General features: G+C 67.1%; 14 protein-coding genes, 1 tRNA gene and 1 pseudogene. 8 read left to right on the forward strand and 8 right to left on the reverse strand.

What is annotated here, in order from left to right; translation table 11 throughout:
* Window positions 1-166: 166 nt before the first annotated feature.
* The 6 genes and pseudogenes from ACYCUK_RS15670 (at window position 167) to ACYCUK_RS15695 (ending at window position 2875) form a co-directional block, all read left to right on the forward strand.
* Window positions 167-367, forward strand: coding sequence for a YqaE/Pmp3 family membrane protein (locus ACYCUK_RS15670; protein WP_461595629.1), 201 nt, complete (start codon window positions 167-169; stop codon window positions 365-367).
* An 11-nt stretch (window positions 368-378) separates the two neighbouring features.
* Window positions 379-723: a hypothetical protein gene (locus ACYCUK_RS15675; protein WP_461595630.1), complete on the forward strand. Its 345-nt coding sequence runs from the start codon at window positions 379-381 to the stop codon at window positions 721-723.
* Window positions 724-737: 14 nt separating this feature from the next.
* Window positions 738-1445 (forward strand): hypothetical protein, encoded by a 708-nt coding sequence (locus ACYCUK_RS15680; RefSeq protein WP_461595631.1) that lies wholly within the window; start codon window positions 738-740, stop codon window positions 1443-1445.
* Window position 1446: 1 nt separating this feature from the next.
* On the forward strand, window positions 1447-1707 hold the full coding sequence (locus ACYCUK_RS15685) for a nicotinamide mononucleotide transporter (RefSeq protein WP_461595632.1): 261 nt from the start codon (window positions 1447-1449) through the stop codon (window positions 1705-1707).
* 53 nt (window positions 1708-1760) lie between these two features.
* Window positions 1761-1889: pseudogene (locus ACYCUK_RS15690) on the forward strand (helix-turn-helix domain-containing protein); the annotation flags it as partial.
* 17 nt (window positions 1890-1906) lie between these two features.
* The gene (locus tag ACYCUK_RS15695) at window positions 1907-2875 is read left to right on the forward strand and encodes a tyrosine-type recombinase/integrase (RefSeq protein WP_461595633.1); all 969 of its coding nucleotides are present in this window, start codon (window positions 1907-1909) and stop codon (window positions 2873-2875) included.
* A 37-nt stretch (window positions 2876-2912) separates the two neighbouring features.
* Here ACYCUK_RS15695 and ACYCUK_RS15700 read toward each other — a convergent pair.
* The 4 genes from ACYCUK_RS15700 to ACYCUK_RS15715 all read right to left on the reverse strand — a co-directional run bounded on the left by ACYCUK_RS15700 (window position 2913) and on the right by ACYCUK_RS15715 (window position 6047).
* Window positions 2913-3003 (reverse strand) — tRNA-Ser (locus ACYCUK_RS15700).
* A 106-nt stretch (window positions 3004-3109) separates the two neighbouring features.
* Entirely contained in the window at window positions 3110-4405 is a 1296-nt protein-coding gene (serS, locus tag ACYCUK_RS15705) for a serine--tRNA ligase (protein ID WP_461595634.1), read from the reverse strand.
* Between the two features lie 136 nt (window positions 4406-4541).
* Window positions 4542-5525, reverse strand: coding sequence for a 4-hydroxy-3-methylbut-2-enyl diphosphate reductase (ispH, locus tag ACYCUK_RS15710; protein WP_461595635.1), 984 nt, complete (start codon window positions 5523-5525; stop codon window positions 4542-4544).
* A gap of 81 nt (window positions 5526-5606) precedes the next feature.
* Window positions 5607-6047, reverse strand: a complete 441-nt coding sequence (locus ACYCUK_RS15715; protein WP_461595636.1) for an FKBP-type peptidyl-prolyl cis-trans isomerase — start codon at window positions 6045-6047, stop codon at window positions 5607-5609.
* 54 nt (window positions 6048-6101) lie between these two features.
* Between ACYCUK_RS15715 and radC the strand changes: the two genes are divergently transcribed.
* Window positions 6102-6782: a RadC family protein gene (gene radC / locus ACYCUK_RS15720; RefSeq protein ID WP_461595637.1), complete on the forward strand. Its 681-nt coding sequence runs from the start codon at window positions 6102-6104 to the stop codon at window positions 6780-6782.
* A 22-nt stretch (window positions 6783-6804) separates the two neighbouring features.
* Window positions 6805-7527 (forward strand): Smr/MutS family protein, encoded by a 723-nt coding sequence (locus ACYCUK_RS15725; RefSeq protein ID WP_461595638.1) that lies wholly within the window; start codon window positions 6805-6807, stop codon window positions 7525-7527.
* Between the two features lie 72 nt (window positions 7528-7599).
* On the opposite strand, the gene ACYCUK_RS15730 is transcribed toward ACYCUK_RS15725, so the two are convergent.
* From ACYCUK_RS15730 to egtB, 4 genes are all read right to left on the reverse strand, one after another.
* Entirely contained in the window at window positions 7600-8040 is a 441-nt protein-coding gene (locus ACYCUK_RS15730) for a group II truncated hemoglobin (RefSeq protein WP_461595639.1), read from the reverse strand.
* A 149-nt stretch (window positions 8041-8189) separates the two neighbouring features.
* Window positions 8190-10706: an ABC transporter permease gene (locus tag ACYCUK_RS15735; protein ID WP_461595640.1), complete on the reverse strand. Its 2517-nt coding sequence runs from the start codon at window positions 10704-10706 to the stop codon at window positions 8190-8192.
* 46 nt (window positions 10707-10752) lie between these two features.
* A complete protein-coding gene (gene egtD, locus ACYCUK_RS15740; RefSeq protein ID WP_461595641.1) occupies window positions 10753-11751 on the reverse strand; it encodes an L-histidine N(alpha)-methyltransferase in 999 nt (332 codons plus the stop codon).
* Window positions 11748-13049 (reverse strand): ergothioneine biosynthesis protein EgtB, encoded by a 1302-nt coding sequence (gene egtB / locus ACYCUK_RS15745; RefSeq protein ID WP_461595642.1) that lies wholly within the window; start codon window positions 13047-13049, stop codon window positions 11748-11750. Before egtB ends, egtD begins: the two co-directional genes overlap by 4 nt.
* Window positions 13050-13113: the final 64 nt, after the last annotated feature.

The following is a 13113-nucleotide window of genomic DNA, read 5'->3' on the forward strand; positions in this document are numbered from 1 at the left end:
CCACGCAGTACATCCTGAAGACTCGCGAGATGAGCTGGCTCAACGTCACGAATCCTGACTACAGCAAGGTTTCCGCCAGCTGCGCTGCTGCACACGGCGTGTCAGTCAACCCATTCTGAGCCCGCAAGCCCCACACCGGCATCAAGCACCCGACCTGGAAACGACCATGCGCCTTCTCATCGCCCTCTTCCTTCCCTGGCTGACGTTCTTCACCATCGGCAAGCCGATCTCGGGCATCGTGTGCCTGATCCTTCAGCTCACGCTGATCGGCTGGATTCCAGCCGCGATCTGGGCCGTCTACGCACTGAGCCAGTACAAGACCGACAAGAAGATCGCCAAGGCGCTGGCCTCCCGGTCGAACGACTGATCTGGCGGCCTGTGGGTTCCAACGCCCGCGCAGACCGCGTTCATCACCAACATCTGATCATCACCAACATGCACACCAATAATCTGATCATCGCCCAGCAGGCGATCGCGATGGCACGCATTGGTCTGCTGCCGGCACAAGAAGTCGCCAAGCAGGCGCTGGCCGCGATCAACGCCGCTCAGGAAGACCTCAAACGCAGCGGGCGCAGTGCGCTGGAGCTCGATTCCGCCCGAGCCGCCGCGTCGATTCTGGTGCTGGGCCATCGCCCGCACGAAAGCATGTGCATCGTCGCGGTGCAATCCATTGCCGCAGTGCTGATGCGCGCGCCACACGACGCTGAGGAGGTTCAGTCGTGAGCTGGCGCCCAGTCTTGTTGGCGCTGGCGCTTGCCGGGGCACTTCTGGCGGGCTGTGAGCGACATGACTCCGCCACGCTCGGCCGCATCGCGGAGCACGCCGCAGGTTATGCGCTCGGTGGCGTCGCCGCCCACGAGAGCGAACGCTACCTCGACCATCGGGCCAGCGGCCAGTCCTACGAACGACAGCTGGGCGGCGGCCAGGACATCCAGCATTCCGGCCGCATGGGCCTGGTGTTTCCGGAAGCTGATGCGCTGCCGAACCCTCGGCTGACCCCGGGCGCACTGAATTCAGCGGTCACGCAGGCCAATCTGCGCGAAACAATCTGCCGCCCGGGCGGATACACCCGCTCGATCCGGCCGGATGAGCACTACACGGAAAACCTCAAACGCGAGGGCGTTCGCCGATATGGCTACCCGCAGCAGTTGGGCAAGGATGCATTCATGCTGCGCAACTACGAAGAGGATCACCTCATCAGCCTGGAGCTCGGCGGCTCGCCTGACAGTCCGCAGAACCTCTGGCCCGAACCGCACCACGTCATTGGCGGCTGGGGAAGCTACGCCAAGGACAAACTGGAGAACCGGCTGCACAGCATGGTCTGCCGCAGGCGGATCAGCCTTGCGCATGCGCAGTACCAGATTTCGCACAACTGGATCGAGGCTTACAAGCAATACATCGGACCTGCGCCGGATCAAAGCCGTTCGCATCGGTATGGAGGGTGAAATGTCGACGGCCATTACCGCCCTGAGTATCGCCTTCACGACCCTCTCAGTCGTCGGCAACGAGTTCATCAAGCGCCGCAATCGGCGCGGCTACTGGTTCTGGCTGGTTGGCAATGGCCTGGGTCTGACAATGTTCGCCCTGCTCGGCCAGTGGATCACCGTGGCGCTGTACGTCTACTTCACCACATCCTGCGTGCAGGGGCTGGTGCATTGGGGCCGATTGGAGCGGGCCCGGCTGCAACGCACGACAGAAGCACAGTAAGACCACTGCATTCATAGCGCGCAATGCAAGCAAACCAACCCATTCCAGCCTTGATGTACACGGCTGCCGACGTGGCCCATCAACTCGGCATCAGCAAACGCCTGGTGTATGAGTTGCACTCACGGGGCGAGCTGACGGCCTACAAAATAGGCGCGGCCGTACGATTCGATCCCCAAGACGTTGAGGTATTCAAGGCATCATGTCGATCTACTGGGAAAAATCCAAGCAACGCTGGCGTTTTGACTATCAAGGCACGATCGCCGGGCGACGCATCCGCGCTCGCAAGTTACTTCCGGCAGGTTGGAGTAAAGCCCAGGCAGAAGCCTACGCCCGTGCGGAAGTTCAACGCCTCTTTGCGACTGGCAAGCCAGAAACAGCCCTGATCGATCAGTGTGTCCTGCTCTACCTCCAGGACAAGACGCACCTGAAAAGCCACCGGAAGGCCACCGAGCATCTCGCAGCGATTGCTTGGGCCTACGAAGACAAGCCGCTTGACGACTTACCGGGTGTAGCACGCCTCATCACCGAGCGCGAATCAGCCCACACATCACCGGCCACCGTCCGCAACAGGCTCGCGCTGCTTAAAGCAGCATGCCGCCACGCATGGAAAATCCACGCACTGTGTGAGACCGATCCCACAGTGCGCATGCAACTCCCGCCTGTTCGAAACTCCCGTCATGTTTATGCGAGCCGGGCCGAGATGCTGCGCATCGCAAAAGCCTGCGACCGCCGCGACGTGCGCGCCCTCGTGCGCATCGCGTTCTACACCGGCATGCGCCTTGGCGAACTGCATGCATGCGCTGTAGGCGAACACATCAGCTTGCCCGATAGCAAAAATGGCTTGCCTCGCCTGGTGCCCATTCATCCGCGCATCCACTGCTGCCTTCGATACCTGCCGCTGGCTGCGCCGAAGATTACCCTGCAGCGCGCATTCCAGCGCGCCCGAGAAGCTGCTGGCTTGCCGCACATCCACATCCACGACTTGCGCCACAGCGCCGCCAGCGAGATGATCAACGCCGGCATCGACCTCTACACCGTGGGTGCCGTGCTCGGCCATAAAGACAGCCACAGCACCCAGCGCTATGCACACCTGGCCACCCAAACGTTGGCCGAAGCTGTTGGAAGAATTGGCAATTATTCTCCCACCTCCAAGAAAAAAACCGCCTAATGAGACGGTTCAGAAACGTTCTAACATATTGATTAACTGGCGGAAAGGGTGGGATTCGAACCCACGGTACGGAAGAACCGTACACCGGATTTCGAGTCCGGCGCATTCGACCACTCTGCCACCTTTCCGGGGTGTTGGCACAGCTGTGATGTTGCTGCGATGTCGCTCTGCCGTGCGTGCCTGTGTGGTCGTTCTTCGGGCTCGCGGCGAAACTTAAAAGTCTAGCAGGCTGCGTCAGGCCGGGGCCGGCAACAGGGTGGATTGGCCGCCCAGGTAGGGGCGTAAGGCCTGCGGGATGTCGATGCCGCCATTTTCCCGCTGGAAGTTTTCCAGCACAGCCACAAGGGTGCGGCCAACGGCGAGGCCGGAGCCGTTGAGGGTGTGGACATATTCGGTCTTGCCCTGGGCGTTGCGGCTGCGGGCCTGCATGCGGCGGGCCTGGAAGGCGTCCATATTCGAGCAGCTGGAAATTTCGCGGTAGGTGTTTTGCGCCGGCAGCCACACCTCCAGGTCGTAGGTCTGCGCGGCGCCGAAGCCCATGTCGCCGGTGCACAGCAGCATGGTGCGGTAGGGCAGCTCCAGTGCTTGCAGCACGGCTTCGGCATGCGCCGTAAGCTGCTGCAGCGCCTGGGCGGATTGTTCGGGCGCGGTGATCCACACCAGCTCGACCTTGTCGAACTGGTGCTGGCGGATCATGCCGCGCACGTCGCGACCGTAGGAGCCGGCCTCGGAGCGAAAACATGGCGTGTGGGCCACGTAGCGCAGCGGCAGCTGCTCGGGCGGGACGATGGTGTCGCGCACGAAGCTGGTGAGCGGCACCTCGGCGGTGGGGATGAGGTAGTGGGTGCCGAGTTCGCCACGCGGCACGGCAAAGAGGTCGGCCTCGAACTTGGGCAACTGGCCGGTGCCGCGCAAGGTTTCGGCGCTGACCACGTAGGGCACATAGGCCTCGGTATAGCCGTGGTGCTGGGTGTGCAGGTCGAGCATGAACTGGGCCAGCGCGCGGTGCAGGCGGGCCACCGGGCCGCGCAAGACCGTGAAGCGGGCGCCGGAGAGCTTGGCGCCCAGCTCGAAATCGAGCCCGAGCGCGGCGCCGACGTCGACATGGTCGCGCACGGCAAAGTGGAAATCACGCGGCCGGCCCCAGCGCCGCACCTCGACGTTGGCCTTCTCGTCGGCACCCACCGGCACTTGTGCGTCGGGCAGATTGGGCACGCCCATGAGCAGGTCGGAGAGCTCGGCCTGGATGGCCTCCAGGCGCACGGCGGAAGCGTCCAGTTCAGTCTTGATGGCGCCGGCCTGCTGCATCAACTCGGCGGTGTCTTCGCCCTTGGCCTTGCGCTGGCCAATGCCTTTGGAGATCTGGTTGCGCTGCGCCTGCAGGTCTTCGGTGCGGGTTTGCAAGCCCTTGCGCTCCGACTCCAGCGCGCTGAAACGTGCGACGTCGAGAAAGGGTTGGGGATGTTTGCGGGTGGACAGGCGCTGGATCACGCCGTCGAGGTCTTTGCGCAGCAGATTGATGTCGAGCATGAAGGCGGTGTGAGGGAATGGCGGGAAACAATGAATGCGCAGGAACGAGCAAAAAAAGCGTGACGCCGCGAGCCTGATGCGGGTGATGGTGCGCGCATCCGCAGCGGTAGGCGCAACAGCGGCTAGACGATGACGTTCAGGTCGCCACCTCGGCGGGCTTGTCGACCTTGCCGCCCAAACCCTTGGGCAGCGGGAATTGCACATGCTCGACCGCGCCTTCCAGGTTGCGCACGTTGCGCGCACCCAGCTCGCGCAGGCGGGTGATGACTTGCTGCACCAGTTGCTCCGGTGCCGAGGCGCCTGCGGTCACGCCCACGCGCACGGCACCTTGCAGCCACGCGGCTTGCAAGTCGACTGCGGTATCCACCATGTAGGCGGGGCGGCCAAGCCGGGCGGCGACTTCGCGCAAGCGGTTGGAGTTGGAACTGCTGGGACTGCCGACGACGATGACCACATCCACCTGCGGCGCCATGAACTTCACGGCGTCCTGGCGGTTTTGCGTGGCGTAGCAAATGTCCTGTTTCTTGGGTTCGTGCAGCCGCGGGTAGCGCGCCTGCAGCGCCGCGACGATTTGCGCCGCGTCGTCCACCGACAGCGTGGTTTGCGTGACGTAGGCCACCTCGGCATCGGCCGGAAAGGGCAGTGCCGCAACGTCGTCCGGGGTTTGCACCAGATGCACGCCGTCGGCCTGGCCCATGGTGCCTTCCACTTCAGGGTGGCCGGCATGGCCGATCATCACCAGATGCAGGCCAGCGCGGCGCATTTTCGCCACCTCCACATGCACCTTGGTGACCAGCGGGCAGGTGGCGTCGAACACTTTGAGCCCGCGCGTCTCGGCCTCGCGCCGCACCGCTTGCGACACGCCGTGGGCCGAGAACACCAGGGTGGAGCCGGGGGGAACATCGGCCAGCTCGTCGACGAACACCGCGCCCTTGGCGCGCAGGCTTTCCACCACGGTGGTGTTGTGGACGATTTCGTGGCGCACGTAGATGGGCGCGCCAAACAGGGCCAGCGCGCGCTCGACGATGTCGATGGCGCGATCGACCCCGGCGCAAAAGCCGCGCGGGCTGGCGAGCAGGACGTCGATTTGAGGCATGTTGGAGGGGTCGGATGCGTTCATCGCGGAACTGGCTTGGATGGCGTGAGAAGTTTGCGGCAGAGGTGGGCGAACGGGAACCTCGGGGCTAGGGCCTGTTCACGCTCAAAGCACCCCCAGAATGCGCACCTCGAACACCACGGTTTTTCCGGCCAGCGGATGGTTGAAGTCCAGTTCGACCCAGTCATCGCCGGTCTGGCTGACCGCGGCGGCCGCGGGGGCGCCGTTGCTGGCCGCCAGCGCCGCGAGTTGCACGGTGTCGCCAGGGCGCAGGGCGATGTCTTGGGAGCCAAGCGCCTGCAGCGCGGCACGCGGTACGCGCTGCACCCGGGCGGCGTCGACATGGCCGAAGGCAGCGTCGGGCGCAAGCTCGAAGCGGGCATCGGCGCCCTCCTCCAGGCCCAGCAGGCAGGCTTCGAGCTCCGGGGCGAGTTGGCCGGCGCCGAGCGTGAGCGTCGCCGGGCGGTGGCCGAAGGTGTTGACCCAGTCGAGTCCGTCCTGCGCCGCGAGGCGGTAATGCAAGGTCAACAGGGAATTGGCACGCACGCAGGCCACAGTCTCTAAACTCCACAGGCAAACTCATATTGTAGGGACGCCCCCATGGCCACACGCATCGCCGATCTGCCCACCGACGCTCGTCCGCGCGAGAAATTGCTCGCGCATGGCGCCCAGGTCTTGACCGATGCGGAACTGGTGGCCCTGCTGCTGCGCACCGGCGTGCGTGGGGCCAGCGCGATCGACCTTGCCGCCGATCTGATCACGCGCTTCGGCGGGCTGCACGGGCTGCTGCACGCGGACGAAGCGCAACTGCGCGCCATCAAGGGCCTGGGACCGGCCAAATATGCCGAACTGGCTGCGGTGCTGGAGCTGGCGCGGCGCGCGCTGGTCGAGCGCATGGCCGAGCGCGCCATGCTCGACAGCCCGCAAGCCGTGCGCGACTACCTGCGCCTGTGGCTGGGCGGGCAGGAGGTGGAGGTGTTCGCGGCGCTGTTCCTCGACACGCGCCACCAGCTCATTCGCGCCGTGGAGTTGTCGCGCGGCACGCTGGCGCACACCAGCGTCTATCTGCGCGAGGTGGTGAAGCAGGCGCTGGCGCTGAACGCTGCCGCGATCATCGTCGCCCACAACCACCCCTCGGGCGTGGCCGAGCCCTCGGCGGCCGATCGGCTGCTGACCGATCACCTCAAATCCGCCCTCGCCCTGGTGGACGTGCGCCTGCTCGACCACTTCGTGGTGACGCGGGAACGGGTGTTGTCTTTTGCCGGCACCGGGCTGCTGTAGGGCGGCGCAGGAGCACACGACCATGGCCGGCATCCGTGATTTGCGCAAGCTGCGCGCCGCCGTGCAACAACAAGCCCAGGGAACGCCACGCGCCGTGACGCCAGCGGCAATCCCGCCGCAACGCCAACCTGCGTTGCGGCATGCGAACAAGGCCAGGCAGGAGCCGCCATCACAGGAGCCCGTGGCGCGCCCCGACCGTGACGAACGCACCCTCTTTCGCCAGGCTGTGGCCGACGCCGAGCCCCTGGCACCGAGCGACCGCATCGACCTCGGCACGCCAGCGCCACCCGCCATTCCGCGGCAGCACCTGCGCGACGAGCAAGCCGCGCTGGCGGAATCGTTGTCGGACGCGGTGGACGTGGACAGCTTGCTGGAAACCGACGCAACGCTCTCCTTTCGCCGCCCGGGCATCGGCCCCGACGTGGTGCGCAAGCTGCGCCGCGGGCATTGGGTGATTCAGGACGAACTCGACCTGCACGGCATGCGCAGCGACGAGGCGCGCGAAAGTCTCTCGGCCTTCATCCACGAGGCCCAGGCGGCGGGGCGCCGCTGCGTGCGCGTCATCCACGGCAAGGGCTTGAGTTCACCGGGGCGCGAGCCGGTGCTGAAACACAAGGCGCGCGCCTGGCTGGTGCAGAAAAACGAGGTGCTCGCGTTCTGCCAGGCCAAACCCACCGACGGTGGCGCCGGCGCCCTGGTGGTGCTGCTGCGCGCGGCGCCGGGGCTTGGCACTCGAAAACGCTAGTCGCGTTTCAGAATGGCGTGGCGTCGGCCCAAAGCGGGCTGGCTGCGCCCTGTTCTGCGGCGGCCGTGCAGTTCAGCGCGACACCAGCGGCGGCTGCGGTGGCGCGGCGCTGTCCTCCTGCTGGTTGCGCATCCAGTCGGCGGTGCCGGCGAACGCGGCGCGCAGGCGCAGTTGCAAAGCCTCGGGGACGTTTTCCTCCATCATGGCTTGGTGCATGCAGGCCAGCCATTGGTCGCGCTCGCGGGTGCCAATGGCGTAAGGAAAGTGGCGCATGCGCAGGCGCGGATGGCCGAAGCGCTGCTCGTACAGGCCCGGGCCGCCGAACCAGCCGCTGAGGAACCAGAACAGCTTGTCGCGCGTGTCTTCGGACTGCGTGGGATGCATGGCGCGCAGTTCGGCGTAGGCCGGCTCCAGGTCCATCAGGTCGTAGAAGCGGTCGACCAGGGCGCGCACGCCGCGCTCGCCGCCGAGCAGGTCGTAGGGCTTGGGCGCCGATGCAGGTTGAGCACTCATGGGTCGTGGTCGAGAGGAGTCCGCATGCCGCTATTGTCGTCGTCACGACCGGGTCGGCTTTGTGCCACGTCAAGGTGCCAGGCGAGAACGCGGATCGCCGGGCAAGCCGCAAGGCCCGATGGGCTGTCGTGCAAGCGGCCGACCCCGACTCAAGCCAGCGCTTGCAAGGTGTGCAGCGGCGGCGCCCGCAGCACGCGGCGCAGCGCCAGCCAGCCCACGGCCAGGGCGAGCACCGCGCCGATGGCCGTGCCCACCGCGAACCAGGCCGGCGACGGCGTCCAGGCGAAGTCGAACACGCGTCGCGCCAGGACCCAGGCCACGGTGGCGGCAGCAACCGTGCCGAGCAATCCGGCCAGCGCCCCGGTCAGCAGCAACTCGGCCGCCATCACCCGCTGCAGCAGGCTGCCAGAGGCTCCGAGCACGCGCCACATGGCGGTTTCATGCTCGCGTTCCTGCCGGCTGATGAGCAGGCTGGCCACCAGCACCGCCAGCCCCGCGGCCAGGGCGAAGCCGAACAGAAACTGCACCGCGGCGCTGACCTGCTCCAGCATGTGGCGCACCTGGGTCAGCAGGTAACTGAGGTCGATCAGGGTGATGTCGGGAAAGGCATGGGCCAGACGGTCGTCGAGGTTGTCGGCGCCAGTGCGCACGACGGGCGGCTCGAAGAACGCGGTGATGAAGGTGGCCGGCTGCTGCGCCAGCATGGCACGCGGCATGAGCACGAAGAAGTTGACGCGCATCGAGCCCCAGTCGATTTTGCGCAGGCTGGTGATGGGCGCGGTGACGGTGCTGCCGGCAATGTCAAAACTGAGCTTGTCGCCCATCTTCAGGCCCAGGGTGGTGGCGATGCCGGTATCGACCGACAGCCCCCGTGCCCCCGGCCCCGCGGTGGCTTGCCAGCTGCCGGCGGTGATGCGGTTGTGCGCCGGCAAGGTGGGCGTGGTGGAGAGGTTGAACTCGCGGTCGATGAGCGCACGGGCGCGCTCGTCCTTGTAGTCGCGCCCGAACACCGGCTTGCCGTTCACCGCCACCAGCCGCCCGCGCACCATGGAATACCAGTCGTAGCGCTGGATGCCGGCGGCTTTCAGCTCGGCCTGAAACGCCCGCGCCTGCTGCGGCTGGATGTTGATGACGAAGCGGTTGGGCGCATCCGGCGGCAGGGTGGCCTGCCAGCCGGCCAGCAACCCGGTGCGCAGCATCGCCACCAGCATCAGCGCCAGCATCGACAGCCCCAGGGCACTGATCTGCGCCACAGCCTGCGTGCTGCGCGCGCCCAGTTGCCGCGCAGCCAGTGCCAGCACGCCACGGCGCTGGCTGCCTACGCGCCGCAAGCCCCACACCAGCGCGAAAGCCAGCACGGCGAAGCCCACGGCGGCGGCGACGAAACCGCCCAGGGCGATGAGCGCCAGCTTGCGGTCCTGCGCCAGCAGCAACAGCACGGCCACGAACAGCCCCACACCCACCGCGCCCAGCAGCCAGGGCGCAAGGCTGAATGCCCGGGGCTCGCGGCGCAGCACGCGCAGTGGCGGCACCCGCGCCAGTTGCAGCACGGGCGGCAGGGCGAAGGCCAGCAGCAACGCCAGCGCCGCCAGCAGGGCGATGGCCGCGGGCTGCCAGCCGGGCGTGGGCAGGCTGCGCACGTTCAACACGCCGGCCAGCAGATGCAGCAAGACGGCCTGCCCGAACAGGCCGAGCAGGATGCCGATGCCACCGGCCAGCAGACCGAGCAACAGCAGCTCCGCCGTGATCAGCCGCAGCACCGTGCCTTGCGACAGACCCAGCGCCTTGAGCAGCGCGGTGGTGTCGAGCCGGCGGCGTGAAAAGTCGCGTGCGGCAATGGCCACGGCCACCGCCGCGATCAGCGCCGTGAGCATGGACACCAGTTGCAAAAAGCCCGAGCCGCGCTGCAGGTTCTGGCCGAGCTCCGGTCCGCCGTCGGCCACGGTCAGCACCTGCAGGCCGCGCAGGCTTTGGGCCTCGATATGCGCCTTGGCCCAGGCGGCAAAGCGGGCGGCAGCCGCCGGCGCGCCTGCGGTGGCCAGGCGGTACGTCACGCGGCTGGCGGGCTGGATGAGGCCGGTGGACGGCAGATCGGCCGCGTTCATCATCACCCGCGGGGCAAAGTTGATGAAGCCGGCGCCGCGATCGGGCTCGCGGGTGATGACGGCGGCGATGCGGAAGTTGCGCGTGCCCAGGGTGATGGGCCCTTGCGCTGGCGCATGCAGTTGCGCCGCCACGCCGGGATCCACCCACACCGTGCCGGGCTGTGGCGCGGCACTCAGCTTGTAAGCCGCGCCCCCGCCGGGCGGGCGCAGTTCCATGCTGCCCAGTAGCGGGTAGCCAGCGCCCACCGCCTTCACCGCCACCAGGTGCGTGCGTCCCTGTGCGCCCGGGCCCACGGCCATGCTGGCGAACACCGCAGTTTGCGTGGTGTGCAGGCCGTCGGCACGGGCCTGCTGCAGGAAGATGGGCGGCAGCGGGTGGTCGCCCTGCACCACCGCCTGGCCGCCGATGAGCTGGGCGGCGTCGCGCTTCAGGCCGGCGTCCAGGCGCTGCGCCAGAAAGCCCACGGTGGACAGCGCAGCCGTGGCCAGCACCAGCGCCAGCCACATCAGCCGCAGCTCGGCGGCGCGCAGGTCACGCAGGATGAGGGGCCAGAAGCGCATGACTGGAGCTTGGGGCTTGTTGGGCTTCAGGATGCTTGCGCTGCAGTCACGCCGCGCGCATCGCAAGCACGCCGAAGCGCTGCAGCGGGTCGGTCCACTGCGCATCGAGCTGCCAGCCGGCCTGCCCCGCCAGCGCGGCAAAACCGTCCAGCGCGTACTTGTACGAATTTTCGGTGTGGATGGTTTCGCCGGCGTCGAAGCGCAGCGTATGGCCGGCGAGGTGCACGGCCTGGGCCTCACGGCTTTGCAGGTGCATTTCGATGCGCCCCTGCACGGTGTCATAGCGGGCGAGATGGTCGAAGGCATCGGGCACGAAATCGGCACCGAACTCGCGGTTGATGCGCACCAGCAGGTTGCGGTTGAACGCCGCCGTCACGCCTTGCGCGTCGTCGTAAGCGGCTTGCAGCACGGCGGCGTCCTTGCGCAGATCGATGCCGATGAGCAAACCGGCATCGGCCCCGCCCAGCAGGCGCCAACGCGCCAGCAGCGCCTGGGCCTGTTGCGGATCGAAATTGCCGATGGTCGAGCCGGGAAAGAAAAACACCACGCGCCCGCCAAGCTCTCCAGCCCCGCCGACATGGCGCAGCGCCGGCGGCAGCGTGAACGCCTGGGTGAAATCGGCCTGCTGCGGATGGATGGGCAATTGCGGAAAACGCGCCGCCATGGCCTGCACCGTGGCCTCCAGCGCGGTGGGCGAGATTTCCACCGGCACGTAGGCGGCGGCCTGTTGCAGTTGCGCCAGCAGCAAGGCGGTCTTCACCCCCGCACCGCTGCCAGGCTCCACCAGCACGGCACGCGGGCCGATGCGCGCGGCCATCTCGCCCGCATGCGTCTGCAAGATGGCCAGTTCGGTGCGCGTGGGGTAATACTCCGGCAGCGTGCAAATCTGCTCGAACAGCGCCGAGCCGCGAGCGTCGTACAAATAGGCGCTGGGCAGGTTTTTGGGGCTGGCGAGCAGGCCGTCGAGCACGGCGCGGCGCAAGGCCGGCGGCGACATGTCTTCGGGCTCGAAGCGGGTTTGTTCAACCGGGCTGGGGTGTTTCATGGCTGGTCTTTCGCCAGGCGCAGGCCCATGAACTGCCAGCGCTGGTGGGGGTAGAAAAAGTTGCGATAGGTGGCCCGCACATGGCCGGATGGGGTGACGCAGGAACCACCGCGCAACACCATCTGGCTGGACATGAACTTGCCGTTGTACTCGCCCAAGGCGCCTGCCGCGGCCTTGTAGCCGGGATAGGGCAAGTAGCTGCTGCCGGTCCATTCCCAGACATCGCCAAACACCTGGGTGTGGCCGGGCGCGGCGGCGGTGGGACGGCAGTAGCCGGCCTCGAGCCCATTGCCCTGCAGCGGCTGCGCGGTGGCGAAGGCTTCCCATTCGGCCTCGGTCGGCAGGCGTGCGCCAGCCCAGCGGGCGAAGGCATCGGCCTCGTAGTGGCTGATGTGGCAGACGGGCGCGGTGGGCTCGAGCGCCTGTTCGCCACCCAGCGTGAAGCTGGAGGCGCCATCCTCGCTCCAGTACAGCGGCGCGCGCCAGCCCTCGCGCTGCACCGCGGTCCAGCCGTCGGACAGCCACAGCAGCGGCTCGTCGTAGCCGCCGTCGCGAACGAAGTCGGCGTACTCGGCATTGCTCACCAGGCGGTCGGCCAGGACGTGCGGCGCCAGCCAGACGCGGTGGCGCGGCGCTTCGTTGTCGAAGTGAAATCCCACGCCGGCATGGCCGATGTCCTGCGCGTCTTCCGAGCCTGGGACGAAGCGCATGGCGCGCGCCGCATGCTGCGGCAGCGCAGGCAGCACACGCCAGGTGGGTTTCAGCGGGTTGTGCGAGAGCAGATGCAGCAGATCGGTGAGCAGCAGTTCCTGATGCTGCTGTTCGTGCTGCAGGCCGAGTTCGAGCACGCGCCCAAGCTCGCCCTGCACGCTGGCTTCATGTCGCGGCGAGTCCAGCAGTTTGCGCAGGTGCTGGTCCACATGGGCACGGTAGCGACGCACCTCGGCCACCGTGGGCCGGGTGAGCAAACCACGCTGCGGCCGCGCATAACGCGGCCCGACGCTGACGTAATACGAGTTGAACAACTCGGCATAGCGCGGATGGAACACGCGGTAGCCGGGCAGGAACGGTTGCAGCGCGAAGGTTTCGAAAAACCAGGTGGTGTGCGCGAGATGCCACTTGGCCGGGCTGGCGTCGGCCATGCTCTGCGGCGTCATGTCCTCCGGCTCCAGGCTGGCGCACAGGTCCAGCGTCAGGGCGCGGGTGGCGAGCAGGCGCGAAGCCATGTCGCCCGCCCGAAGCGGGGCAGCCTCGGCGATCGAGCGAGGAGAAATGTCGGGCAACACGGCATCGAGCATCGTTTCAGCCTAAACGCCGAGGATGACGCTGTCAAAACGCCTGCCGATCAACCCCAGGCCATCA

The organism is Thiomonas sp., assembly GCF_054608695.1.

Excerpts from the sequence above, each read along its gene's own strand:
- serS (WP_461595634.1), bottom strand. The coding sequence starts at position 4,405 with ATGCTCGACATCAATCTGCTGCGCAAAGACCTCGACGGCGTGATCCAG.
- ACYCUK_RS15730 (WP_461595639.1), bottom strand. The coding sequence starts at position 8,040 with ATGAGTGCTCAACCTGCATCGGCGCCCAAGCCCTACGACCTGCTCGGC.
- radC (WP_461595637.1), top strand. The coding sequence starts at position 6,102 with ATGGCCACACGCATCGCCGATCTGCCCACCGACGCTCGTCCGCGCGAG.
- ACYCUK_RS15725 (WP_461595638.1), top strand. The coding sequence starts at position 6,805 with ATGGCCGGCATCCGTGATTTGCGCAAGCTGCGCGCCGCCGTGCAACAA.
- ACYCUK_RS15670 (WP_461595629.1), top strand. The coding sequence starts at position 167 with ATGCGCCTTCTCATCGCCCTCTTCCTTCCCTGGCTGACGTTCTTCACC.
- ACYCUK_RS15695 (WP_461595633.1), top strand. The coding sequence starts at position 1,907 with ATGTCGATCTACTGGGAAAAATCCAAGCAACGCTGGCGTTTTGACTAT.
- egtB (WP_461595642.1), bottom strand. The coding sequence starts at position 13,049 with ATGCTCGATGCCGTGTTGCCCGACATTTCTCCTCGCTCGATCGCCGAG.
- ACYCUK_RS15685 (WP_461595632.1), top strand. The coding sequence starts at position 1,447 with ATGTCGACGGCCATTACCGCCCTGAGTATCGCCTTCACGACCCTCTCA.
- ACYCUK_RS15735 (WP_461595640.1), bottom strand. The coding sequence starts at position 10,706 with ATGCGCTTCTGGCCCCTCATCCTGCGTGACCTGCGCGCCGCCGAGCTG.
- egtD (WP_461595641.1), bottom strand. The coding sequence starts at position 11,751 with ATGAAACACCCCAGCCCGGTTGAACAAACCCGCTTCGAGCCCGAAGAC.
- ispH (WP_461595635.1), bottom strand. The coding sequence starts at position 5,525 with ATGAACGCATCCGACCCCTCCAACATGCCTCAAATCGACGTCCTGCTC.